21 protein-coding genes are annotated in these 24,467 nt (G+C 67.7%); 12 read left to right on the top strand and 9 right to left on the bottom strand.

Translation table 11 applies throughout. The features are described from left to right. A partial coding sequence (locus E1J61_RS29350) for a 5'-3' exonuclease H3TH domain-containing protein (RefSeq protein WP_305791067.1) occupies positions 1-978 on the bottom strand: 978 nt, incomplete at its 3' end. A gap of 4 nt (positions 979-982) precedes the next feature. Between E1J61_RS29350 and E1J61_RS29345 the strand changes: the two genes are divergently transcribed. From E1J61_RS29345 to E1J61_RS29330, 4 genes are all read left to right on the top strand, one after another. Continuing rightward, the gene (locus E1J61_RS29345; RefSeq protein WP_232353319.1) at positions 983-1,930 is read left to right on the top strand and encodes a TIGR00730 family Rossman fold protein; all 948 of its coding nucleotides are present in this window, start codon (positions 983-985) and stop codon (positions 1,928-1,930) included. Between the two features lie 244 nt (positions 1,931-2,174). Further along, on the top strand, positions 2,175-2,588 hold the full coding sequence (locus E1J61_RS29340) for a hypothetical protein (protein ID WP_133097420.1): 414 nt from the start codon (positions 2,175-2,177) through the stop codon (positions 2,586-2,588). Between the two features lie 142 nt (positions 2,589-2,730). After that, complete coding sequence (locus tag E1J61_RS29335) at positions 2,731-3,723, top strand: homoserine kinase (RefSeq protein ID WP_133097419.1); 993 nt, start codon at positions 2,731-2,733, stop codon at positions 3,721-3,723. Between the two features lie 6 nt (positions 3,724-3,729). Further along, positions 3,730-4,527: a BPSS1780 family membrane protein gene (locus tag E1J61_RS29330; RefSeq protein WP_133097418.1), complete on the top strand. Its 798-nt coding sequence runs from the start codon at positions 3,730-3,732 to the stop codon at positions 4,525-4,527. Between the two features lie 114 nt (positions 4,528-4,641). On the opposite strand, the gene E1J61_RS29325 is transcribed toward E1J61_RS29330, so the two are convergent. Continuing rightward, a complete protein-coding gene (locus E1J61_RS29325) occupies positions 4,642-5,400 on the bottom strand; it encodes an IclR family transcriptional regulator (RefSeq protein ID WP_133097417.1) in 759 nt (252 codons plus the stop codon). Between the two features lie 178 nt (positions 5,401-5,578). Here E1J61_RS29325 and E1J61_RS29320 point away from each other — a divergent pair, with 178 nt between their 5' ends. The 3 genes from E1J61_RS29320 (at position 5,579) to E1J61_RS29310 (ending at position 10,073) form a co-directional block, all read left to right on the top strand. Then, positions 5,579-7,024: an aldehyde dehydrogenase family protein gene (locus tag E1J61_RS29320; protein ID WP_133097416.1), complete on the top strand. Its 1,446-nt coding sequence runs from the start codon at positions 5,579-5,581 to the stop codon at positions 7,022-7,024. Continuing rightward, positions 7,021-8,550 carry an acyl--CoA ligase gene (locus tag E1J61_RS29315; RefSeq protein WP_133097415.1) on the top strand — a complete coding sequence of 510 codons (1,530 nt, stop codon included), beginning with the start codon at positions 7,021-7,023 and terminating at the stop codon, positions 8,548-8,550. The genes E1J61_RS29320 and E1J61_RS29315 overlap by 4 nt, the downstream gene beginning before the upstream one ends. A gap of 230 nt (positions 8,551-8,780) precedes the next feature. Then, positions 8,781-10,073, top strand: a complete 1,293-nt coding sequence (locus E1J61_RS29310; protein ID WP_133097414.1) for an MFS transporter — start codon at positions 8,781-8,783, stop codon at positions 10,071-10,073. 34 nt (positions 10,074-10,107) lie between these two features. Here the strand turns inward: E1J61_RS29310 and E1J61_RS29305 are convergent, their stop codons facing one another. Then, positions 10,108-12,456 (bottom strand): UvrD-helicase domain-containing protein, encoded by a 2,349-nt coding sequence (locus tag E1J61_RS29305; RefSeq protein ID WP_133097413.1) that lies wholly within the window; start codon positions 12,454-12,456, stop codon positions 10,108-10,110. A 266-nt stretch (positions 12,457-12,722) separates the two neighbouring features. On the opposite strand from E1J61_RS29305, the gene E1J61_RS29300 reads away from it, so the two are divergent. Both E1J61_RS29300 and galU read left to right on the top strand, forming a co-directional pair. After that, on the top strand, positions 12,723-15,590 hold the full coding sequence (locus E1J61_RS29300) for a valine--tRNA ligase (RefSeq protein WP_133097412.1): 2,868 nt from the start codon (positions 12,723-12,725) through the stop codon (positions 15,588-15,590). 122 nt (positions 15,591-15,712) lie between these two features. Further along, on the top strand, positions 15,713-16,603 hold the full coding sequence (gene galU, locus E1J61_RS29295; protein ID WP_133097411.1) for a UTP--glucose-1-phosphate uridylyltransferase GalU: 891 nt from the start codon (positions 15,713-15,715) through the stop codon (positions 16,601-16,603). A 70-nt stretch (positions 16,604-16,673) separates the two neighbouring features. Here galU and E1J61_RS29290 read toward each other — a convergent pair whose 3' ends face one another. The 6 genes from E1J61_RS29290 to E1J61_RS29265 form a co-directional block, all read right to left on the bottom strand. After that, on the bottom strand, positions 16,674-16,901 hold the full coding sequence (locus E1J61_RS29290; protein ID WP_029045528.1) for a sulfurtransferase TusA family protein: 228 nt from the start codon (positions 16,899-16,901) through the stop codon (positions 16,674-16,676). Positions 16,902-16,941: 40 nt separating this feature from the next. Next, the gene (locus E1J61_RS29285) at positions 16,942-17,526 is read right to left on the bottom strand and encodes an NUDIX domain-containing protein (protein WP_133097410.1); all 585 of its coding nucleotides are present in this window, start codon (positions 17,524-17,526) and stop codon (positions 16,942-16,944) included. A gap of 62 nt (positions 17,527-17,588) precedes the next feature. Then, complete coding sequence (locus E1J61_RS29280) at positions 17,589-18,632, bottom strand: low specificity L-threonine aldolase (RefSeq protein WP_133097409.1); 1,044 nt, start codon at positions 18,630-18,632, stop codon at positions 17,589-17,591. A 22-nt stretch (positions 18,633-18,654) separates the two neighbouring features. After that, positions 18,655-18,843: a 4-oxalocrotonate tautomerase gene (locus E1J61_RS29275; protein ID WP_029045525.1), complete on the bottom strand. Its 189-nt coding sequence runs from the start codon at positions 18,841-18,843 to the stop codon at positions 18,655-18,657. Between the two features lie 54 nt (positions 18,844-18,897). After that, positions 18,898-19,674, bottom strand: a complete 777-nt coding sequence (locus E1J61_RS29270) for a class II aldolase/adducin family protein (protein WP_133097408.1) — start codon at positions 19,672-19,674, stop codon at positions 18,898-18,900. A gap of 137 nt (positions 19,675-19,811) precedes the next feature. Continuing rightward, complete coding sequence (locus E1J61_RS29265; protein ID WP_133097407.1) at positions 19,812-21,086, bottom strand: YbfB/YjiJ family MFS transporter; 1,275 nt, start codon at positions 21,084-21,086, stop codon at positions 19,812-19,814. A 140-nt stretch (positions 21,087-21,226) separates the two neighbouring features. Here E1J61_RS29265 and E1J61_RS29260 point away from each other — a divergent pair, with 140 nt between their 5' ends. The 3 genes from E1J61_RS29260 to E1J61_RS29250 all read left to right on the top strand — a co-directional run bounded on the left by E1J61_RS29260 (position 21,227) and on the right by E1J61_RS29250 (position 24,463). Next, a complete protein-coding gene (locus E1J61_RS29260; RefSeq protein ID WP_133097423.1) occupies positions 21,227-22,123 on the top strand; it encodes a LysR substrate-binding domain-containing protein in 897 nt (298 codons plus the stop codon). Positions 22,124-22,232: 109 nt separating this feature from the next. Continuing rightward, positions 22,233-23,696, top strand: a complete 1,464-nt coding sequence (locus E1J61_RS29255) for a nodulation protein NfeD (protein ID WP_133097406.1) — start codon at positions 22,233-22,235, stop codon at positions 23,694-23,696. A 2-nt stretch (positions 23,697-23,698) separates the two neighbouring features. After that, complete coding sequence (locus tag E1J61_RS29250; protein WP_133097405.1) at positions 23,699-24,463, top strand: slipin family protein; 765 nt, start codon at positions 23,699-23,701, stop codon at positions 24,461-24,463. Positions 24,464-24,467 lie beyond the last annotated feature (4 nt).

Raw genomic sequence — 24,467 nt, 5'->3', positions numbered from 1 at the left:
CTCGACCACATTGCCGGTGGCCGCCGCCGGCGCATCGAACAGGCCGCCCTGCGCCGGCGCCGGCGCCGCGGCCGCGCGGGCGCGGGCCTGCGCGCGCGCGTCAGGTAAGCGTTCTCCCGTGGCTTCGCGCAGCCAGGTCTTGAAACCGTAGCGCTGGAAGAATTCGACCAGCTTGTCCTTGTCCTCGCCGGTCTCGCGCAGCGCGTGGAAATCCGCCACCGCCTTGCTCAGGTCGCAGTCGGTCTTGACCGTGACCAGCTTGCGCGCCATTGGCAGCCAGTCGAGCGTATTGCGCAGGTTTTCGCCGACCACGCCCTTCATGCCCGGCGCGGCGGCCATCACGCCGTCGAGCGAGCCATGCTCGGCCAGCCATTTGACCGCGGTCTTGGGACCCACCTTGGGCACGCCGGGGACGTTGTCGACCGCATCGCCGATCAGCGACAGGTAGTCGATGATGCGCTCGGGCGGCACGCCGAACTTGGCCGCCACGCCCGGGGGATCGAGCACTTCGCCGCTCATGGTGTTGACCAGCGTGACCTGGTCGTTGACCAGCTGCGCCAGGTCCTTGTCGCCGGTGGATACAACCGTACGCACGCCCTGCTCGGTGGCCTGGCGCGACAGCGTGCCGATCACGTCGTCGGCCTCGACGCCGTCGACCACCACGATCGGCCAACCCAGCGCGCGCACGGCCTCGTGGATCGGCTCGATCTGGCGGGCCAGGTCTTCCGGCATGGACGGGCGGTGTTCCTTGTAGGCCGGATACATGTCGTCGCGGAAGGTCTTGCCCTTTGCGTCGAACACGCAGGCGCTATACTCTGCCGGGTAATCGTTGCGCAGCTTGCGCAGCATGTTGATCATGCCGTAGATTGCCCCTGTGGGCAGGCCCTCTCCATTCCTCAGGTCCGGCAGAGCGTGATAAGCGCGATACAGATAGCTCGATCCGTCGACGAGCAAGAGTGTTTTTGGACTATCCGACATTCCCATGGACTCAAAATTGACTGGTGCCGCTGCGGGCGGTGCTTCGACCGCCCCCCTTGCTGATCCGGATGTTTCCGATATCTCCGGCGATACCGTACAACCCCCGCCGGAGGCAGCGTCCGAACACGCCGCAGCCGTAGCCGCCGCGGCCGATGCCGCCGCCGCTGGCCATCCGCCTGAAGTGGCCGCAGAAAAAGCCGCCGCCGCCGCGGCGCGTGCCAATCCGCGCAAGATGATCCCCAGCCTGCGTGCGCTGGCCGACGAAGACCGCGCGACCGCGAAGAAGGCGCGCGCATCGTGGCAAATGTTCACGATTATGGCAGAGTTCATCGAGGCGACCGAGTACCTCTCGGAGATCCGCCCGGCCGTGTCGATCTACGGCAGCGCGCGCCTGCGCGAGGATTCGCCCTACTACCAGCGCACCATCGAGATCGCGCGGCTGTTCTCCGATGCCGGCTTCGCCGTCATCTCGGGCGGCGGCCCCGGCATCATGGAAGCGGCCAACAAGGGCGCGCACGCCGGCAAGTCTGCCAGCGTGGGCCTGAACATCGAACTGCCGCACGAGCAGCAGGGCAATCCGTACCAGGACATTGCCATGCGCTTCCGCCACTTCTTCACGCGCAAGGTCACCTTCGTCAAGAACTCCGACGCCTTTATCGTGATGCCGGGCGGCTTCGGCACGCTGGACGAGCTGGCCGAGGTGCTGACGCTGGTGCAGACCGGCAAGTCGCGCTCGGTGCCGGTGGTCATGTTCGGCAGCCGCTTCTGGAAGGGCCTGCTCGACTGGTTCCGCTTCACGCTGCTGCCGATGGGCCTGATCGCCGAGCACGACCTCGACCTGATGAAGATCGTCGACGAGCCGCATGAAGTACTCGAAGCGGTCTACGACTACTACGAGCGCCGTGGCGGCGACAAGCCGATCCCGCCCAAGGAAGAGATGTTCTACCTGTAAGCGCGCCGCCGGGCCCGGGCCCGGCCGGCTTGCGCCGCAAGCCACGCGTCAGGCACTCCTGCCGTTGCGCGGGTGCGCCGCGGGGCACGGCCCGGCCTCCGGGCACGGCAGAATTGCTAGAATGGAACCTGTCCGTTCTGCCAAGCCCGGCGCCGCCGGGTTGCAGCCAACCGCCGCATGCCGCGGCGTCGCCCGCCGCCCCTTATTGCCCTTGGGGCGCCGCGACGCCGCACAGGAGCCCCTGATGACCTCCCGTTCCACCCGGTCGTGCCGTTCTGCCCGGTCCGACGACCCCCTGCCCGCGGGCCTGCGCCTGCTGGCCGCGGCTGCCGCCACATTTGCGCTGGCGGCGCCCGTGCTGGCCCAGGGCAACCAGGAAAGCAGCGCACTGTCGCAGCAGGAACTGAACCAGATCAACAACCAGCCGATCGCGCCGGCAGCCAAGACGCAGCTGAACCAGCCGCGCCAGCCGAGCTTCCAGCTCAACGAGCGCGACGGCACGCAGGTGCGCGAGTACCGCGACAAGGGCCGCGCCACCGATATCCAGGTCAAGTCCGGCTTCGGCACCAAGTACGAGATGAGCAAGCCGGAAGACAGCTCGCCGCGCATCCGCGAGCACGATGTCAACCGCGTACCATCGGTCAACCTGAAATTCTGACCACGCAAGCGCCCTGCCGCAGCGGCGGCGGGACGCTGACCCACGGCCCGGCGTAAGCGGGCCGCGCCGGCCCTCCGGCAGTCATGCCGCGGCGGCGGCCCTGGTTTTGCCGCCGCTTTCCGATTCGCTTCACACAACGAGTATGGCCGTATTCACCACGGTCTCGCAGGACGAGATCGCCAGCTGGCTGCTTGATTTCGACCTTGGCGAAGTGCGCGAACTGCGCGGCATCGCCTCGGGCATCGAGAACAGCAATTTCTTCCTTACCATGGAGCAGGATGGCCAGGCACGCCAGTACGTGCTGACCATCTTCGAGCGCCTGTCGTTCGCGCAGCTGCCCTATTACCTGCACCTGATGGCGCACCTGGCCGAGCGCGGCATCCGCGTGCCGGCGCCGATCCCGGCGCGCGACGGCGAGATCCTGCGCCCGCTCAAGGGCAAGCCCGCCACCATCGTCACGCGCCTGCCCGGCGCCTCGCAGCTGGCGCCGGACGCGCAGCACTGCGCCGAAGTCGGCGACATGCTGGCGCGCATGCACCTGGCCGGCCAGGACTACCCGCGCCGCCAGCCCAACCTGCGCAGCCTGGCCTGGTGGCAGCAGACCGAGCCCGAGATCCTGCCTTTCCTCGACGCCGGCCAGCGTACCCTGCTGCAACAGGAAATCGCGCACCAGGCGGCGTTCTTCGCCAGCGCCGACTACGCCAGCCTGGGCGAAGGCCCGTGCCATTGCGACCTGTTCCGCGACAACGTGCTGTTCGAGGAAGACGGCAGCGGACGCCACCGTCTGGGCGGTTTCTTCGATTTCTATTTCGCCGGCAACGACAAGTGGCTGTTCGACCTGGCGGTCACCGTCAACGACTGGTGCATCGACCTGGCCAGCGGCGAACTCGACCACGCGCGGGCGCAGGCAATGCTGCGCGCTTATCATGCGGTCAGGCCGCTGAGCGACACCGAGGCCGCGCACTGGCAGGACATGCTGCGCGCGGGTGCGCTGCGCTTCTGGGTGTCGCGGCTGTGGGACTTCTACCTGCCGCGCGAGGCCGACATGCTGCAGCCGCACGATCCCACTCATTTCGAACGCATCCTGCGCCGGCGCCTGGACACCAGTCCCGCGCGCCCGCTCCCCTGGATCTGATCCGTCATGCAACTACTGGAAGTTCCTGCCAAGGAAGGCTACGTCTGGTTCCGCCAGGGTATCTGGCTGTTCCGCAAGAATCCGCTGACTTTCCTGATGCTGCTGTTCGTCTACCTGATCGCCGCGCAGCTGGCCATCGTGGTGCCGCTGATCGGCATCATCGCGCTGCTGGTGGTCACGCCGGGCCTGTCGGTCGGCGTAATGACCGCGTGCCGCGACGTGATCCAGAACAAGCGCGTGCTGCCCACCGTGCTGCTGGCGGGCTTTCGCGCCAACGGCAAGGAAGCCACGCGCAACCTGCTGGTGCTGGGCGGCATCTACGCCGGGCTGGTGTTCATGCTGGGGCTGATCGCCGGCGCGGTGGTCGACATGAGCGCGCTGGTGCCGATCGTGCTGAAGGAAGAAGCGCCCTCGGCCGAAGCGGTGCGGCAGCTCTACTACGCGATGATGATCGGCGCGCTGCTGTACACGCCGATCGCGATGATGTTCTGGTTCGCGCCGCTGCTGGCGGCCTGGCACGGGGTACCACCGGTCAAGGCGCTGTTCTTCAGCTGGACCGCGTGCTGGCGCAATCGCGGGGCGTTCTTCACCTATATCGTGCTGTTCGCGATGCTGCTGGTGGCGATCCCGTTTATCCTGGAGGCGGTATTCAGCGCGTTCGGGGCGGAGACGGTGCTGTCGTTCCTGGTGACGCCGTATTCGCTGCTGATGCTGGCGATCTTGTATTGCTCGTTCTATGCGACGTACCGCGGTTGCTTCAACGTGACGCCGCCGGGCGTCGAACCGACGGCGCCGGCGGTTTGAAACCCAAGCAAGAGCGAGCGGTTTTGGTTGCTCCCAAGCAGCCCGAGCAAGCCTGAGCAAGGTGTTCTCCCTCTCCCGCAAGCGTGAGAGGGGAGCAAACCACCGCAGCGCGGTCTACTCCCCAAACGTCTTCACCATCGCGTCTGCCGCCATGCGCAGGTCGGGCACGAATCCCATCAGCCGGTCCATCGTCATCCGCGCCAGCGGCGCCTGCACCGCGATCGCCGCGCAGGCGCGGCTGCGGTTGCGCATCACCGGCACCGCCACCGCAATCATCCCCTCTAGGTTTTCCTGGTTGTTGATGCCCAGGCGCCGCCGCCGCGTCTCGGCCAGCTCTGCGTGCAGTGCCGCGGCGTCGGTGATGGTACGCGCCGAATGCGCGCGCAGCGGCAGGTTGGCCACCAGGCGTTCGCGCTGCGCGCTCGGCAGAAAGGCCAGCAGCAGCTTCCCGCTGGCGGAGCAATGCAGCGGCACACGCGAGCCCGGCTGCAGGTGCATGCGCAGCGGCCATTGCGTTTCGACCCGGTCCAGATAAACCACGTCGTCGCCCGACAGCATGGTCAGGTTGCAGGTCTCGCCGACCTTGTCGACCAGTTGCTGCAGGATCGCGTGCCGCGCCGCGGCCGGCCCCGCCTGCATCAGCACATTGACCGCGAGCTGGCGCACGCGTGACGAACATTCATAGCCGGGGCTGCCCGCCGTGCGCGACACCAGCCAGGTGCTTTCCAGCTGCTTGAGGATGCGGTGCACGGTCTGCTTGGGCAGTCCGATTTCCTCAACGATGGCGCACAGCGGCATGGGCCCGTCGGCGGCGGACAGGATCTCCAGGATGCGGAAGGCGCGCACCGCGGCGGCGTTCGAGTGATTACTCATGGATGCAATTTAGCGGATTCCGGGACGCCCTGGCGTCCCGAAATCTGCACTACCGGATGCAACCCGCAGCCGTGCTCGCGAAAGCGCACAAATTGGGACGGCATGCCGGTTTGGGTTCACTAGATTCGACTCGGGGCCGCCGCGGCGGACCTACCTGACCCAACCCCGGAGCCGATCCATGAGTGTGCAGATACTGCAGCGCCAGCAGTCCCATTCCACCGATGTGCCCATGCCGGAAGACCAGGTCGATGCGATCATGGCGCGCGCCCGGCAGGCGCAGCGCGCGTTCGCGCGTGCCGGCCAGGCCATCGTCGACACCGCCGCGGCCGCCGCCGCGTGGGCCATCATGGAGCCCGCGCGCAACCGCCAACTGGCCGAGCGGGCCGTGGCCGACACCGGCCTTGGCAACGTCGACGACAAGATCCGCAAGAACCATCGCAAGACGCTGGGCCTGCTGCGCGACCTGCACGGACGCAAGACCGTCGGCGTGATCGCGCGTGACGCCGCCACCGGCATCACCGAGATCGCGCGGCCGGTCGGCGTGGTCGCCGCGATCACGCCGTCGACCAACCCCGGGGCGACGCCGGCCAACAAGATCATCAACGCGCTCAAGTGCGGCAACAGCGTGGTGGTCGCGCCCTCTCCCAAGGGACAGGGCACATGCGAGCTGCTGCTGTCGTTCATCCACGCCGAGTTCGCGCGCGCCGGCCTGCCCGCCGACCTGGTGCAGATGCTGCCCGCGCCGGTGTCGAAGGCCTCGACCGCCGAACTGATGCGCCAGGCCGACCTGGTGGTGGCCACCGGCTCGCAGGCGAACGTGCGCATGGCCTACACCTGCGGCACGCCGGCGTTCGGCGTCGGCGCGGGCAACGTGGCCGCCATCGTCGATGCCAGCGCGGCGTTGGGCGATGCGGCCGCAAAGATCGTCCGCTCCAAGACCTTCGACAACGCCACCAGCTGCTCGTCGGAGAACAGCCTGGTGATCCTCGACGCGGTCTACCAGCCCATGCTCGAAGCGCTTGCCGCCGTCGGCGGCGTGCTGCTCACCGCCGAGGAAAAGGCGCGGCTGCAGGCGCTGATGTGGCGGCACGGCAAGCTCGCCGGCGACATGACCGGCCAGAGCGCGCCGCGCATTGCCGAGCTGGCGGGCCTGGCGCGCGTGCGTGCGCTGCAGCCGACCATGCTGCTGGTGCCTGAGACCGGCGTCGGCAGCGACTATCCCTTCTCCGGCGAAAAGCTCTCGCCGGTGCTCACGCTCTATCGCGCCGCCGATTACAACGCCGCCGTGGCGCGCGTGGCGAGCCTCTACGACTACATGGGCGCGGGCCACTCGGTCGGGCTGCATACGGCCGATCCGCGGCAGGCGCTGCAACTCGGGCAGGAACTGCCGGTGGCGCGCGTGATCGTGAACCAGGCGCACTGCTTCGCCACCGGCGGCAATTTCGACAATGGCCTGCCGTTTTCGCTGTCGATGGGCTGCGGCACCTGGGGCGGCAACAATTTCTCGGACAACCTAGGCTGGCGGCAATACCTCAACATCACCCGCATCGCCGAACCCATCGCCGAGTGCGTGCCGGACGAGCGCGAGCTGCTGGGCGACTATTTTGCGAGGGTCGGCCAATGAACGCGCGCATCCGACCTGAAGTGCTCGACACTGTGGCCACGCTGCTGGCCGCCCGTGCCGCGCAAGCTTCCGACAAGGCCTATCTGCTGTCTCCCGACAGCGGCCGCGCGCTCAGCTTCGGCGACCTGGCCGCCGATGCGGATGCGCTCGGCCGCCGCTACGCCGAGGCCGGCCTCGGCAGCGGCCAGACGGTGTCGGTGTACCTGCCCAACGGCGAGCAGACCGCGCGGCTGCTGCTCGGCACCATGGCCTGCGGGCTGGTGGCCAATCCGATCAACCTGCTGTGCCAGCCCGCGCAGCTGCGCTACATCCTCGGGCACGCGGACACGCGGCTGGTCTTCACTTCCCCCGAAGGCGAAGCCGCGATCCGCACGGCGCTGGCCGAAGGCGGCGTGGAAGTGCCAGTGGTGGTCACCGCGCCCGACGACACCGCCCTGCCCGCGCTGCCGGTAGTGCAGGCCGGTGCCGCTCCGCTTCCGCCACCGCAGCCGCATCATCCGGCGCTGCTGATGTACACCTCCGGCACCACGGGCACACCCAAGGGCGTGTTGCTGACCCACCGCAACCTCGCCGCCAACGGCGCCAGCGTCAGCCGCGAGCATGCGCTCGGCGCGGGCGATCGCGTGCTGGCCACGCTGCCGCTGTACCACATCAATGGGCTGGTGGTGACCGCGATCGCGCCGCTGGTACATGGCGGCTCAGTGGTGATGCCGATGCGCTTCTCGGCCAGTGCGTTCTGGCACGACATTGCCCGCCACGGCTGCACCTGGCTCAACGTGGTGCCGACCATCATCGCCTACCTGCTCAACGATCCCGATGGCCGTGCGCCGGCCGGCGTGCGCTTCTGCCGCTCCGCTTCCGCCGCGTTGCCGCCGGAGCACCACCGCGCGTTCGAGCAGCGCTTCGGCATCGGCGTGATCGAGACCATGGGCATGACCGAGACCGCGGCGCCGGCGTTCAGCAATCCGCTCGATCCGCAGCAGCGGCGCATCGGCAGCATCGGCCGGCCCTCCGGCACGCAGGCTCGCGTGCTCGGGCGCGACGGGCAACCGCTGCCCGACGGCGAGGTCGGCGAGATCGTGCTGCAAGGCGAGAGCGTGATGGCGGGCTACTACAAGGCGCCCGAGGTCACGCGCGAAGCCTTCACGCCCGACGGCTGGCTGCGCACCGGCGACCTCGGCTACCGCGATGCGGAGGGCTACTTCTACATCACCGGCCGCGCCAAGGAACTGATCATCAAGGGCGGCGAGAACATCGCCCCGCGCGAGATCGACGAAGCGCTGCTGCGCCATCCGGGCGTGCTGGAAGCGGCGGCGGTGGGCGTGCCCGACCCGGCCTACGGGCAGGAGATCGTCGCCTTCGTCGTCAGGCGCGAAGCCGTGGCCTGCGACGACGCCGCGCTGCGCGCGCACTGCCTGCGCGAGCTGGGCCGCTACAAGACGCCCCGGGAATTCCGCTTCATCGCGGAATTGCCTCGCGGGCCCTCCGGCAAGGTGCAGCGGCTGAAGCTGCTGGACGCTGCATGAGCTGACACCCCATCCCTTCCCCCAACTTTCGCCAAGGAGCCCGCTCACCCCGCTACCACGACATCCGGAGACACGCACAGAGACACACAGCTGTTTGCTCAAGGACGGGGCAGCGCAGCCAGGACTTATCGCTGGCGCGCTCCGGCGAGCCGCAAGCGCATGGCAATGGACCACGCGCCGGCCGCCGCCCCGTCAACGCCACGCGCGCCCGCCGCGCATAGGAGGTGGTTATGCAGCAACGCATCAAGACCCGGCACATGATCCTCGGCGTCATGTGTTTGATGTACTTCATCGCCTATATCGACCGCGTCAACATCTCGGTTGCCGCCCCGCTGATCCGCGAGGAGATGGGGCTGACGTCCTCGCAGCTGGGGCTGGTGTTCTCGGCCTTTGCCTATCCCTATGCCGCCATGCAGATCCTGGGCGGCTGGATGTCCGACAAGTTCGGGCCCAAGAAGGTGCTGATCGTGCTGTCGCTGATCTGGGGCGTGGCCACGGTGCTGACCGGCTTTGCCGGCAGCGTGATGATGCTGGTGGTGCTGCGCTTCGTGCTGGGCATCGGCGAAGGCGGCGCGTTCCCGACCGCCACGCGCGCCTTCACCTACTGGATGCCGGTGGCCGAACGCGGCTTCGCGCAGGGCATTACCCACAGCTTCGCCCGGCTGGGCGGTGCGATCACGCCGCCGATCGTGCTGGCCATCGTCGCCGCGGCGGGATGGCGCGAGGCCTTCGTCGTGCTGGGTGCGGTGAGCCTGGGCTGGACCGTGCTGTACGCGCTGACGTTCAAGGACTCGCCCGACAAGCACAAGCGGGTCACGCCGGAAGAACTGCAGGAGATCGGCTACCGGTGCGGCGATTCGCAGCAGGCGGCCAAGGCACCCACGCCGTGGCGCCGGCTGTTCCGCCGCATGTGGCTGGTGACCTTCGTCGACTTCTGCTACGGCTGGTCGCTGTGGGTCTACCTGACCTGGCTGCCGTCGTACCTGAAGGAAGCGCGCGGCTTCGACCTGAAGCAGCTGGCGCTGTTCACCGCGCTGCCGCTGATGGCGGGGGTGGTCGGCGACACCCTCGGCGGCGTGCTGTCGGACCGCATCTACCGGCGCACCGGCAACCTGCGCCTGGCGCGCGGCGCGATCCTGTTCGTCGGGCTGGCCGGCTCGCTGATGTTCATCGCGCCGATGACCTTCACGGCCGATGCCGTCAACGCGGTGATCCTGCTGTCGCTGTCGTTCTTCTTCCTGGAGCTGACCAATGCCGTGCTGTGGAGCCTGCCGCTGGACATTGCCGGCAAGTACGCCGGCACCGCGGGCGGCATGATGAACACCGGCTTCGGGCTGGCCGGCATGGTGTCGCCGGTGGTGTTCGGCTACCTGATCGAGCGGACCGGCAGCTATGACCTGCCGTTCATGATCTCGGGGGCGTTGCTGGGCGTTGGCGCGGTGGCGTCGCTGTTCATCAATCCGTTGCTGACCGTGGACACTCCCGACCCGAAGGCCGGCGAAGTGCGGCACGCCCTGTCCTGAGCCCGGTGAGCGGCGGCGGGAAGGCTGGCGCCGCTCAGTCGATCGCGTCCAGCTTCGCCACCGACAGCGCCAGCCACTTGGCGCCGTGGCGCTTGAACTTGATATTGGCGCGGGCGTCGTTGCCTTCGCCCTCCAGCGCGGTGATCACGCCTTCGCCAAACTTGTTGTGGAACACCGACTGGCCCACGCGCAAGCCGGTGCCCGCCTCGCGCTTGGCGTCGGCATAGCCGTTGCCCTTGTCCATGCCGCCGGTCGGGCGCGTGCCGGTGTAGGGAACATCCTCCGGCTTGCGGAACCAGTCGCGGCCCCAGGCATTGTCGCGTTCCTGGCGGCGTACGCCGCCGTAGCCCTGCACCGCGGGCGTCAGCCACTTGAGCGCTTCCTCGGGCAGTTCCTCGAAGAAGCGCGAGCGCACGTGGTACTTGGTCTGGCCATGCAGCACGCGGCTCTGCGCGAACGACAGGAACAGGCGCTCGCGCGCGCGCGTGATCGCCACGTACATCAGGCGGCGTTCTTCTTCCAGCCCGTCGGGGTCCATCATGCTGTTCTCGTGCGGGAACAGGCCTTCTTCCAGCCCGGTGATGAAGACCACATCGAACTCCAGCCCCTTGGCCGCGTGCACGGTCATCATCTGCACCGCGTCCTGGCCGGCCTGGGCCTGGTTGTCGCCGGCTTCCAGCGAGGCATGCGTCAGGAACGCGACCAGCGGCGTCATCACCACCGGCAGCGCCTCGGGGTCGAGCACCTGCTGGGACTGGTCGCCGTCGGCCAGCACCGGCATGGCGGGCGCACGATCCGCGGGAATCACCGCAGCAAGCGCATCCAGCCCGTAGCCCTCTTCCACCACGAAGGCCTGCGCGGCAGTCACCAGTTCCTGCAAGTTCTCGATGCGGTCCTGGCCTTCCTTCTCGCCCTGGTAGTGGGTGATCAGGCCGCTGGTGTTGATCATGTACTCGACGGTCTCGGCCAGCGTCATGCGGCGGGTGTCGTCGCGCATTTTGTCGATCAGGCGCGTGAACGCGGCAAGCTTGCTGCCGGCCGCGCCGGGCACGTAGGCCACGGCCTCGGACAGCGCGCAATCGTACTGCCGCGCCATGTCCTGCAGCACCTCGAGCGAACGCGCGCCGATGCCGCGCGCCGGGAAGTTGACCACGCGGCCGAAGGCGGCATCGTTGCGCGGATTTTCCAGCAGCTGCATATACGCCAGCGCGTGCTTGATTTCGGCGCGCTCGAAGAAGCGCAGGCCGCCATAGACGCGGTACGGGATGCCGGCGGAGAACAGCGCGTGTTCGATCACGCGCGACTGGGCGTTGCTGCGGTACAGGATGGCAATCTCGGCGCGGCTGGTGCCCTGCGCGATCTGGTCGCGGATTTCCTCGATGATCCAGCCCGCTTCCTGGCCGTCGGTGCCGGCCTGGTACACGCGCACCGGCTCGCCATGGCCGGCGTCGGTGCGCAGGTTCTTGCCCAGGCGGCGCGCGTTGTGCGAGATCAGGTGGTTGGCAGAATCCAGGATATGCCCGTGCGAGCGGTAGTTCTGCTCCAGCTTGATCAGCCGGCGCACGCGGAACTCATGCTCGAAGTCGCGCATATTGCCGACGTTGGCACCGCGGAAGGCGTAGATGCTCTGGTCGTCGTCGCCCACGGCAAAGACCGCGGCCGGGTTCTGCGTGCCGTGGCCGGCCAGCAGCTTGAGCCACTGGTACTGCAGCACGTTGGTGTCCTGGAACTCGTCGACCAGCACATGGCGGAAGCGGTGCTGGTAGTGCTGGCGGATCGCGTCGTTATAGCGCAGCAGTTCGTAGCAGCGCAGCAGCAGCTCGGCAAAGTCGACCACGCCCTCGCGCTGGCACTGCATGTCGTAGGCGGCGTAGAGGTCGACGAAGCGCTTGTTGAAGTCGTCGTTGGCCTCGACGTCGGCCGGGCGCAGGCCCTGCTCCTTGGCGTTGTTGATGAAGTACTGCAGGTTCTTGGCCGGGTACTTCTCGTCGTCGACGTTGAGCGACTTGAGCAGCCGCTTGAGCGCCGAAAGCTGGTCCTGGCTGTCCAGGATGGCAAAGGTCTGCGGCAAGCCGGCGTCGCGGAAATGCGCGCGCAGCATGCGGTTGCACAGGCCGTGGAAGGTGCCGATCCACATGCCGCGGGTGTTGATCGGCAGCATCGACTGCAGCCGCGTCTGCATTTCCTTCGAGGCCTTGTTGGTGAAGGTCACCGCCAGGATGCCCGCCGGCGAGACCCGGCCGTTCTGCAGCAGCCAGGCGATGCGCGTGGTCAGCACGCGGGTCTTGCCGCTGCCCGCGCCCGCCAGGATCAGCGCCGGCTCGTCGGGCAGGGTGACGGCGGCAAGTTGTTCGGCGTTCAGGTTGGCGAGCAGGTCGGACATCGGAGGGGCCTTGTGGAATGGCGCCAATTATACCGGTCGGCCCATGTCCGAGCCGTCACATCCGAGCGGCGAAAACTGCCCTGCATGCAGGCGCGCACCTGCCTTAGCCAGCCTTTCCCGCCCGGGGCCGCTGTCCGCAAAATAGGCAGCGACCGGCCCGCCCCCGTATAATTTGGGGTTTCACTGGCGCAAGGCCGCCAGGCGCAGGCCGCCGCACCCCGCTACAGCCCTGCGACGCATCCAGACGCCAACCTCGACATCCCAGCATGACCGCCCAAGACCAATCGCTTGCCAAGAGCTTCGAACCCGCCGCCATCGAGGCGAAATGGGCCCCCGAGTGGGAGAGCCGCGGCATCGCCAAGCCGACCTTCGACCCTGCCCGCCCGGACTTCGCGATCCAACTGCCGCCGCCGAATGTGACCGGCACGCTGCACATGGGCCATGCCTTCAACCAGACCATCATGGACGGCCTGGCGCGCCACGCGCGCATGCTGGGCGCCAACACGCTGTGGGTGCCGGGCACCGACCACGCCGGCATTGCCACCCAGATCGTGGTGGAACGCCAGCTCGAGGGCGAGGGCGTGTCGCGCCATGACCTCGGCCGCGAGAAGTTCACCGAGAAGGTGTGGGCCTGGAAGGAAGAGTCGGGCTCGACCATCACCCGCCAGGTGCGCCGCATGGGTGCGTCGATCGACTGGAGCCGCGAGTACTTCACCATGTCGCCGGAGATGTCGAAGGCGGTGACCGAAGCGTTCGTGCGCCTGTACGAGCAGGGCCTGATCTACCGCGGCAAGCGCCTGGTCAACTGGGATCCGGTGCTGGGCACCGCCGTGTCGGACCTGGAAGTCGACAGCGTCGAGGAAGAAGGCTCGCTGTGGCATATCCGCTATCCGCTGGTCGAGGCTGACGCCAAGCGCGGCCTGACCCACCTGACCGTGGCCACCACGCGTCCGGAAACCATGCTGGGCGACGTGGCCGTGATGGTCCACCCGGAAGACGAGCGCTACGCGCACCTGATCGGCAAATCGGTGCACCTGCCGCTGACCGGCCGCCAGATTCCGGTGATCGCCGACGAATACGTCGACCGCGAGTTCGGCACCGGCGTGGTCAAGGTGACCCCGGGCCACGACTTCAATGACTATGCCGTCGGCCAGCGCCACAACCTGCCGCAGCTGTCGATCCTGACGCTGGAAGCAAAGGTCGTTGCCGACGCGCCGGCCGCCTACGCCGGCCTGGACCGCTTCGACGCGCGCAAGGCTATCGTCGAGGACCTCGACAAGCGAGGCCTGCTGGAAGAGGTCAAGAAGCACAAGCTGATGACCCCGCGCAGCGAGCGCACCGGCAGCGCGATCGAGCCGATGCTGACCGACCAGTGGTTCGTCGCCATGAGCAAGCCGGCGCCGGAAGGCACCTTCAACCCGGGCCGCTCGATCGCCGAGGTGGCGCTCGAAGCCGTACAGAGCGGCGAGATCAAGCTGGTGCCGGAAAACTGGATCAGCACCTACAACCAGTGGCTGGGCAACATCCAGGACTGGTGCATTTCGCGCCAGCTGTGGTGGGGCCACCAGATCCCGGCGTGGTACGACGATGCCGGCAACTGCTTCGTCGGCCGCACCGAAGAGGAAGCGCTCGCCAAGGCCCGCGCCGCCGGCAGCACCGGCGCGCTGCGCCGCGAGGAAGACGTGCTCGACACCTGGTTCTCGTCGGCGCTGGTGCCCTTCTCCTCGCTGGGCTGGCCGGCGGAAACCCCGGAGATGAAGCACTTCCTGCCGTCGTCGGTGCTGGTCACCGGCTACGACATCATCTTCTTCTGGGTGGCGCGCATGGTCATGATGACCAAGCACTTCGTCGGCAAGGTGCCCTTCCATACCGTCTACGTGCACGGCCTGGTGCGCGATTCGGAAGGCAAGAAGATGAGCAAGTCCGAGGGCAACACGCTCGACCCGGTGGACCTGATCGACGGCATCGACCTGGACACGCTGCTGAAGAAGCGCACCACCGGCCTGCGCCGCCCCAAGGACGCGCCCAAGATCGAGAAGAAGACGAAGAAGGAATTCCCCGAGGGCATTCCCGCCTTCGGCGCCGATGCGCTGCGCTTTACCTTCGCCTCGCTGGCGACGCTGGGCCGCAACATCAATTTCGACACCGGCCGCTGCGAGGGCTACCGCAACTTCTGCAACAAGCTGTGGAACGCGACCCGCTTCGTGCTGATGAACACCGAAGGCCATGACTGCGGCATGGGCCCGTGCAACAATGACTGCGGCCCGGACGGCTACCTGCACTTCTCGCAGGCCGACCGCTGGATCGTGTCGCTGCTGCAGCGCGTGGAAGCCGAGGTCGAGAAGGGCTTTGCCGAGTACCGCTTCGACAATATCGCCAACGCGATCTACAAGTTCGTCTGGGACGAGTACTGCGACTGGTACCTGGAACTGGCCAAGGTGCAGATCCAGACCGGCACCGAAGCCCAGCAGCGCGCCACCCGCCGCACGCTGCTGCGCGTGCTCGAGACCGTGCTGCGCCTGGCGCACCCCATCATTCCCTTCATCACCGAAGAGCTGTGGCAGAAGGTGGCCCCGCTGGCCGGCCGCGCCAAGGGCGACGGCAGCGAGACCATCTCGCTGCAGTCCTATCCGCTGCCGGCTGTCGCCAAGATCGACGAGGACGCCGAGCAATGGGTGGCGCGCCTGAAGGAAGTGGTCGATGCCTGCCGCAACCTGCGTGGCGAAATGAGCATCTCGCCGGCGCAGCGCATCCCGCTCTATGCCGAAGGCGACAGCGAATTCCTGAAGGCGGCCAGCGCACATATTCAGGCGCTGGCGAAACTTTCCGAGGTACGCGTCTTCGAAGACGAGAGCACCCTGCAGGCCGAAGGCGCAGGTGCGCCGGTAGCTATTGCCGGCGGCAACCACCTGCTGCTGAAGATCGAAATCGACGTCGCCGCCGAGCGCGCGCGCCTGTCGAAAGAGGTCGAACGCATCGCTGCAGAGATCGGCAAGTGCCGCGGCAAGCTCTCTAATGAGAGCTTTGTCGCCAAGGCGCCGCCCGCCGTGGTGGCGCAAGAGACGCAACGACTCGCTGATTTCGAGCAAACGCTGGCCAAGCTGCAGGGTCAGCTGCAACGGCTGCCGGCCTGACCGGCAGCCGATGACGCCCCTGCCAGTCTGGTTTCCGTCCAGCGGCGTCGGACGGAACCGGACAGACGGCGCCGGTAATGGCTGGCAGGGTTATGAACCAGCATCTGAGAGGTACACCTGATATGGAAAATCGCGTCACCAAGGCCGTCTTCCCGGTCGCAGGCCTGGGCACCCGCTTCCTGCCAGCCACCAAGGCCAGCCCGAAGGAAATGCTTCCGGTAGTGGACAAGCCGCTGATCCAGTACGCCGTGGAAGAAGCCATGGCCGCCGGCATTACCGAGATGATTTTCGTCACCGGCCGCTCCAAGCGCGCCATCGAGGACCATTTCGACAAGGCCTTCGAGCTGGAAGTCGAGCTGGAAGCCAAGAACAAGCAGGCGCTGCTGGACGTGGTGCGCTCGATCAAGCCCGCCAACGTGGAGTGCTACTACGTGCGCCAGCCCGAGGCGCTGGGCCTGGGCCACGCGGTGCTGTGCGCCGCCAAGCTGGTCGGCGACACCCCGTTCGCGATCATGCTGGCCGACGACCTGATCGACGGCAACCCGCCGGTGATGAAGCAGATGGTGGATACCTTCAACCACTACAACTGCTCGGTGCTGGGCGTCGAGGAAATCTCGCCGGAGCAGAGCCGCTCCTACGGCGTGATCGATGGCCGCGAGTGGGATGAAGGCGTGATCAAGGTATCGGGCATCGTGGAAAAGCCTGCCCCGGAAGACGCCCCGTCGAACCTGGGCGTGGTCGGCCGCTACATCCTGACGCCGCGCATCTTCGACCACCTGCGCGAGCTGAAGCCTGGCGCCGGCGGCGAGTTCCAGCTGACCGACGCGATCCAGTCGCTGCTGGGCCAGGAGCAGGTGCTGGCCTACCGATACCAGGGGCGCCGCTATGACTGCGGCAGCAAGCTGGGCTACCTGAAGGCGACGGTCGAGTTTGCGCTGAAGCACCCGGAAGTCGGCGCCGAATTCAGCGCCTATCTGGAATCGCGCGAGCACCTGACGCGGCCGAACAGCTGAACGTTCGCCTCGTTCACCAAATGAAAAAGCCGCTTGAAGCGGCTTTTTCTTTGTCTCTCGTCGAGATCGATCAGCGGCGGCGCATGTAGAACACGAACACCTTGTCGACTTCCGAATGCGACAGCAGCTCGTTGCCGGTCTGCTTGGCGAAGGCCTGGAAATCGCGCGTCGCGCCGGGATCGGTGGCCAGCACTTTCAGCACTTCGCCGCTGGCCATGTCGGCCAGCGCCTTCTTGGTGCGCAGGATCGGCAGCGGGCAGTTCAGGCCGCGCGCATCCACTTCTTTCTGGAACTCCATTCGTCTCTTCCTTCGGGTTCTGAGGCTATTCGGGGGACTCTCACCAGCGATATTGTAGCGAAGCCCCGACCTGGCTGAAGTCATGCGGGCGGCGCGGGTCCGGAATGTCCGCGCCGGTCTGCCGGTCGAAGAAGCGCACCGGGTAGCCGCGCGCGGCCAGCCAGTCGGCCACGGCGAAGCCGGTGCCTGCCGACCACACGCGCACGTCCTCGGGCGCTACCAGCTTGTATTCGGCCAGTTCCTCGGACAGCTGGACGGTGCCGGTCGCCTTGACGTGGTAGGCGATGATCAGCTCGTTCTTGCGCATGAACTCGTAGACGCCGATCAGCGAGACCGACTCGGTATCGAGGTTGGTCTCTTCCTTCAGCTCGCGCGCCACGCCCAGCTCGGGCGGCTCGTCGCGCTCCAGGAACCCCGTCACCAGCGCAAACATCTTCTCCGGCCAGGCGGCGTTGCGCGCCAGCAGCAGCTTGTCCTGGTACTCCACCACCGCCGCCAGCACCGGCAGCGGGTTGTTCCAGTGCACGAAGCCGCATTCATGCTGCACGCAGGCATGGCGTTCGCGCCCGGACAGCGGCAGCACCTCGAGCGGCGCGCCGCACTGCGGGCAGAATCGGTATTGCATTGGGGGGCTCCTGTAGGTGTCTCGTTATCAGAATGATCGCGCCGCCTCGTTCAAGCACCTGCTCAGGCACCCCTTGAGGCGCCACATGCCGCGCGCATGTCGGCGGCGAGCGCCTCCACCGTCTGCGGCTGCAGGTCCCACGAACACATGAAGCGGCAGCCGCCGGCGCCGATGAAGGTATAGAAGCGCCAGCCCCTGGCGCGCAGCGCCTCGATCGCCGGCAGCGGCAGCTCGGCGAAGACGGCGTTGGACTGCGTCGGGAACATGATGCGCACGCCGGGGATGTCGGCAATGCGCTGCTGCAGCAGTCGCGCCATGGCGTTGGCATGGCGCGCGTTGGCCAGCCACACATCGTTCTCGAGCAGGCCCAGCCATGGCGCCGAGATAAACCGCATCTTCGACGCCAGCTGCCCGGCCTGCTTGACGCGATAGGCAAAATCCTCGGCCAGGCGGCGGTCGAAGAACACCACCGCCTCGCCCACCGGCAAGCCGTTCTTGGTGCCGCCGAAGCACAGCACGTCGACGCCGGCGCGCCAGGTGATCTCGGACGGATGCACGCCCAGCGACGCCACCGCATTGGCAAAGCGCGCGCCGTCCATATGCACGCGCAGCTGCCGGCGCTTGGCGATGGCCGCGATCGCGCGCACCTCTTCCACGCTGTACACCGTGCCGACCTCGGTCGACTGCGTCAGCGACACCACCTTGGGCTTGGGGTAGTGGATGTCCGAGCGGCGCGTGACCAGCGCCTCGATCGCATCGGGCGTGAGCTTGCCGTTCTCGCCCGGCGCGGTCAGCAGCTTGGAGCCGTTGGAGAAAAACTCCGGGCCGCCGCACTCATCGGTCTCGATATGCGCCAGTTCGTGGCAGATCACCGAGTGGTACGACTGGCACAGCGCCGACAGCGCCAGCGAGTTGGCCGCCGTGCCGTTGAACACGAAGAACACTTCGCAATCGGTCTGGAACAGGTCGCGGATGCGGTCGCAGACCTTCTGCGTCCAGCTGTCGTCGCCATAGGCCTGCTCGTGGCCGCTGGCATTGGCTTCCAGGAAATACTTGAGCGATTCCGGGCAGAAGCCGGCATAGTTGTCGGAGGCGAAGTGCTGCATGGTGTCCAGGCCGTTCAGTGCCTTACTTCTTGTCGGCCCACAGCTCGCCGCCGGTGGCCCAGTTCTCGCGCTTGACGTCGGTGATGATGATGTCGACGGCCGAGGCCGAGCAGCCCAGCGTCTCGCAGGTGACGCGCGTCACTTCCTCGACGAACTTGCGCTTCTGATCGATGGTACGGCCTTCAAACATTTCGACGTGGAAAGTCGGCATGCAATGCTCCTTGTGATGATTGGTGTTCTAGGTAGTCGCCACGGGACGTGGCAATCAGTCCCGGTAGGAAGGATCGATTCTATCGAGTTTGCGCAGCAGCGCGGGCCACTCCATCACACCCTCGATGGCGCCGTTGTCGAACAGTTGCCCGGAGGTCTTGTGGGCGACGCCGTGATCCGGCTGCACCAGCGCGCCGCCCGCCTGCGCAGCGATCTGGATCTCGCAGGCCTTGATCAGCGTCGCCATCAGCACATAGGCCTCGGCCACGGTGCGGCCCACGGTCAGCGTGCCGTGGTTGCGCAGCAGCATGGCGGGGTGCTCGCCCAACGAAGCGGTCAGCCGCCCGCCTTCGGCCGGGCTGAAGGCCAGCCCTTCGTAGTCGTGATAAGCGATGCGGCCGTAAAAGCGCATCGCGTGCTGCGACAGCGGCAGCAGGCCGGCTGCCTGCGCCGACACCGCGATGCCCGCGGTGTTATGCAGGTGCATCACGCACATCGCGTCGGGCCGGGCCGCGTGCACGGCGGCGTGCAGCGCGAAGCCGGTGACGTTGACCGGGTGGACAGTCTCGCCGACGACCTCGCCGCGGCCATTGATCTTGACCAGGTCGCTGGCGCGGATCTCGTCGAAGGCAAAGCCGAACGGGTTGATCAGGAAATGGTCCGGCTCGCCGGGCACGGTGGCCGAGATATGGGTGTAGATCAGGTCATCCCAGCCCTCGCGCGCGGCCAGCCGGTAGGCGGCGGCAAGGTCGACGCGCACGCGCTGCTCTTCGGCGGAGACAGGCTGCGGGGAGGCGCCCGCGGCACGCGCGGGCTGCAAGGCAAAAGACATGGGGCTCGCTCCTGCGCCGCCCGGTCTCGCGTGCCGGGGTCGGCCCCGGCCTTGTGCTGCGCCACGGGCTGCGGCGCAGGCGCGCCAGCCGCGATGCGTGGCGCGTCAGGCGGCAAAGGCGATACTGTAGCGCACCTTCACGCTCCGCTCCGTGCGGGCGCCAGCGGCCAGGCGCGGCGCATCCAGGCGAACACCAGCGCACCCACCAGCAGCGACGCCGCCGCGCAGGCCAGCGAGCTGGCGAAGCCGCCAGTGCGCGCCACCAGCGCGGTTGCCAGTGGCGGTCCGGCGATCTGGCCGAGGCCGTACGACGCGGTCATCAACCCCATCAGCCGCGGCGCGTGCGGGCCCCACAGGCGCCGGGCCTCGCGCATGGCGAAGGCGACCAGCGCGGTGAACGGCAGGCCGGCCAGCAGGCTGCTCAGCGCAAACCCCGCCACCGTCGGCCACAGCACCGCAATCGCGACGCCCAGCGCCTGCATGCCGTAGGAAATCGTCAGCAGCTTGCGGCTGTCGTGCGCCATGCTCACCCGCGTCGCCAGCACGGCGCCGACCGCTACGCCGGCGCCGAAGATCGGCCAGAACAGGTCGGCCCAGACCGTGCCCGGCAGCGCCTCGCGCGCGATCACAGGCAGGAAGGTGGCGGTGATGATGTAGCCGAAGCCGGCCAGGCCGTAGGCCAGCGTCAGGGTCCAGGTCTGGGCGTCGAGCCGCGCGGCGGCGCCGGCCGGCTGCGCGGCGCCAGTGGCGCGCGCCTGGCCGGCGTCCGCGGCGATCGGCGGCGCCACGAATATGCGCCACACCAGAGCCACAAGCACCGCAGCCAAGACGGTGAAGGCCAGCCAGCCATGGTCGGCCTGCCAGCCCGCGCCGACCATGCCGGAGGCGCCCAGGCCCGTGGCGACGATGCCAAGCCCCGGCCCACAGAAGATCAGCCCGCCCAGTTGCGGCTTGCCCAGTTCGGCCAGCCGCTGCAGGCACCAGCCGGCGGTATAGACCAGCACCACCGCGCTGGCCACGCCGGCGGCGAAGCGCCACAGCGACCACGCCGGCATGCCACCCGGCAGCGCCATGCCCAGCGTCAGCAGCACCGTCGCCACCAGGCCCCAGCGCACCATGCGCAGGGCGTCGGGGCGGATAAACATGCACAGCGCGGCACCGAGGAAATAACCGATGTAGTTGACCGTCGCCAGCCAGCCGCCCTGATGCAGGTCGACGATGCGGTCGTGCAGCATCATCGGCAGCAAGGGCGTAAAGGCGAAACGGCCGATTCCCATCACCACCGCCAGCGACACCAGGCCGGCCATCGCCACCGCCACCGGACCGGCGTGACGCAACGGCGCGGCCGGTATCGAAGTGGCGGGGCTGGCGGCGGCGACCTGGTCGGGATCGAGGCTGTGGAGCTTGGACATGGCTCTGGCTGTGGGCGCAGCGGTTGCATTGCAGTCCCTGTATGCTACGCTGTGAATTCCATCCCGAAAAATGAATTATCAAGATGTAATGCATCATTAGTTGAGATGGATTTCGGATTCCCGTTCCGGAGACCATGGCCATGGACCTTGCCGAGCTTGAAATCTTCCGTGCCGTCGTCGAAGCCGGCGGCATCACCCGTGCGGCCGAGCGGCTGCACCGGGTGCAATCCAACGTGACCACTCGCATCCGCCAGCTGGAGCAGTCGCTTGGGGTCGAGCTGTTCGTGCGCGATGGCCGGCGCATGGTGCTGACGCCGGCGGGACAGACCCTGTTCGACTACGCCTGCCGCATCCTGCAGCTGACCGAGGAAGCGCGCCAGGCGGTGCTGCCGGCACGTCCCAGCGGCCGCCTGCGCATCGCCTCGATGGAAAGCACCGCGGCCAGCCGCTTGCCCAATGTGCTGGCGGCGTACCACCAGGCGTGGCCCGAGGTCCAGCTGGAACTGGTGACGCTGGCGACGCGGCAGGCGCTTGATGCGCTGGCGCGCTTCGAGGTCGATTGCGCCTTTGTCGCCGAGCCGCTTTCCGAGCCGGGGCTGGCGGCCGTTCCCGCCTTCGAGGAGGAGCTGGTGGTGATCGCGCGTGCCGGGCATCGCCCGATCCGCTCCTCCGCCGACCTGGAAGTGCCGACGCTGCTGGCGTTCGAGTCCGGGTGCAACTACCGCGCGCGCGTCGAGGCCTGGTATGCCGGCGGCGACTCGGCCCCGCCGCCACGCGTACTGGAGCTGGGCTCCTACCATGCCATCGTCGCCTGCGCGGCGGCCGGCATCGGCGCCGCGATCGTGCCGCGATCGGTGCTGGGCCTGTACCGGGACCTGCCCGCCATCAGCCAGCACGGCCTGGGGCCTGCGGGCCGCGTGCGCACCATGCTGGCCTGGCATCCGGCCATGGCGGGCGCCGCGCTGCATGCGCTGGTCGATATGCTGCGCAAGCACGCACCCGGACCGCAAGGCGAGGCCGAGCTCGTCGCCGCCTGAGCGCCCCCGCGGCGACCGGCTGTCGGCACATCGCCGCCATGCAAGATGTGCCCGGTGGCCTACACTGAAAGTGGCGCCACCCCGGCACCCTGCGTGCCCCGCCCTTGCGATGAAACCTGCCACCGCGTTTATGCGGGCGATTCGGCTGCTGGCCTGCCTGGTGCTGGCATGCAGCGCTGCACTGGCCGTCAGCTTCGCCAACCTGCATGCGCGCGCCGCACCCGCCTCCGCGCCTGCCGCCACGGCCACCCCGCCGGTCTACGTGATCCCGCTCAAAGGCGCGGTCAGCCCGGCGAGCGCCAGCTTTATCCTGCGCGGCATTGCGCGCGCCCGCGAAGGCGGTGCGCAGCTGGTGGTGCTGGAAATGGACACGCCGGGCGGGCTCGATGCCTCGATGCGCGAGATCATCCAGGCAATCCTGGCGTCACCGGTGCCGGTGGCCAGCTATGTCTATCCGGGCGGCGCACGCGCGGCCAGCGCGGGCACCTACATCCTCTACGCCAGCCATGTCGCGGCCATGGCGCCGGGCACCAACCTGGGGGCGGCCAGCCCGGTGCAGATCGGCATCGGCGGGCCGCAGAAGCCGGACGCCCTGCCGGGCGCAACGCCGGCCTCGGCGCCCTCAAGCGAACCTGCCGCGGCAGACACCATGGCGCGCAAGCAGATGCACGATGCCTCGGCTTATATCCGCGGCCTGGCCCAGCTGCGCGGGCGCAATGTCGAATGGGCCGAGCGCGCCGTGCGCGAAGCCGTCAGCCTGTCGGCCGACGAAGCCCTGGCGCAGAAGGTGATCGACGTGGTCGCGCCCGACCTGCCCGCACTGCTGCGCCAGGTCGAAGGCCGCAAGCTGGTCACCGCCGGCGGCAAAACCAGCGAACTGCGCACGCGCGATGCCCCGGTGGTGACGCTGGAACCTGACTGGCGCAACCGCTTCCTGGCCGTCATCACCGAGCCCAGCGTGGCGCTGATGCTGATGATGATCGGCATCTACGCGCTGATTTTCGAGTTCTCCACGCCAGGCATGGTGGTGCCCGGCATCGTTGGCGCGATCTGCCTGCTGCTGGCGCTGTTCGCGCTGCATATGCTGCCGGTCAACTATGCCGGGCTGGCGCTGGTGGTGCTCGGCATCGGCTGCATGGTCGCCGAGCTGTTCCTGCCGACCTTCGGCGCGCTGGGCGTGGGCGGCATCATTGCCTTTGCCTTCGGCGCAGTGATGCTGATCGACACCGACGTGCCGGGTTTCGGCGTGCCGCTGCCGATGGTGGCGGCGCTGTCGGCGATGTCGGCGTTCTTTGTATTCGGCATGTCGGCGCTGCTGCTGCGCTCGCGCAGGCGGCCGGTGGTCAGCGGCGCCGACACGCTGGTCGGCAGCCGTGGCGAACTGCTCGACGACGTGCCTGACGCACCCGGCCAGGAAGGCTGGGCCTCGGTGCGCGGCGAACGCTGGCGCGTGCGCAGCGCGAGTCCGCTGGCGCGCGGCACGCCGGTGGTGGTGACCGCGCGGCACGGGCTGGTGCTCGAAGTGGTCGCCGCGCCCTCTGCTGCTCAACCGACTCCAAAAAAGGGAGCGTGAACATGGCATTCGGATTCAGCTTCGGCGGATTGATCTTCCTGGTGGCGCTGCTCATCATCACGTCGTTCCGCGTGCTGCGCGAGTACGAGCGCGGCGTGGTCTTCATGCTTGGGCGCTTCTGGAAGGTGAAGGGTCCGGGCCTGGTGCTGATCATTCCCGCCGTGCAGCAGATGGTGCGGGTGGACCTGCGCACGGTGGTGATGGACGTGCCGCCGCAGGACGTGATCTCGCACGACAACGTGTCGGTCAAGGTGAACGCGGTGGTGTATTTCCGCGTGGTCGATCCTGAGCTGGCGATTATCCAGGTAGCGAACTTCCTCGAGGCCACCAGCCAGCTCGCGCAGACCACGCTGCGAGCGGTGCTCGGCAAGCATGAACTGGACGAGATGCTGGCCGAACGGGAAAAGCTCAACCTCGATATCCAGAAGGTGCTGGACGCGCAGACCGATGCGTGGGGGATCAAGGTCTCGAACGTCGAGATCAAGCACGTCGACCTGAACGAGTCGATGGTGCGCGCGATTGCGCGGCAGGCCGAGGCCGAGCGCGAGCGGCGCGCCAAGGTGATCCACGCCGAGGGCGAGCTGCAGGCATCCGAGAAGCTGCTGGAAGCGGCGCAGATGCTGGCGCGGCAGCCGCAGGCGATGCAGCTGCGCTATATGCAGACGCTGACGCAGATCGCCGGGGACAAGAGTTCGACGATCGTGTTTCCGTTGCCGATGGATTTATTGACGACGCTGCGGAGTGCCATGGGCAACACCGAGAAGTAGGAAA

The organism is Cupriavidus sp. L7L (assembly GCF_004353535.1).
Taxonomy (GTDB): Bacteria; Pseudomonadota; Gammaproteobacteria; order Burkholderiales; family Burkholderiaceae; genus Cupriavidus; species Cupriavidus oxalaticus_A.
This window is presented reverse-complemented; position numbering and strand designations above follow the sequence as displayed.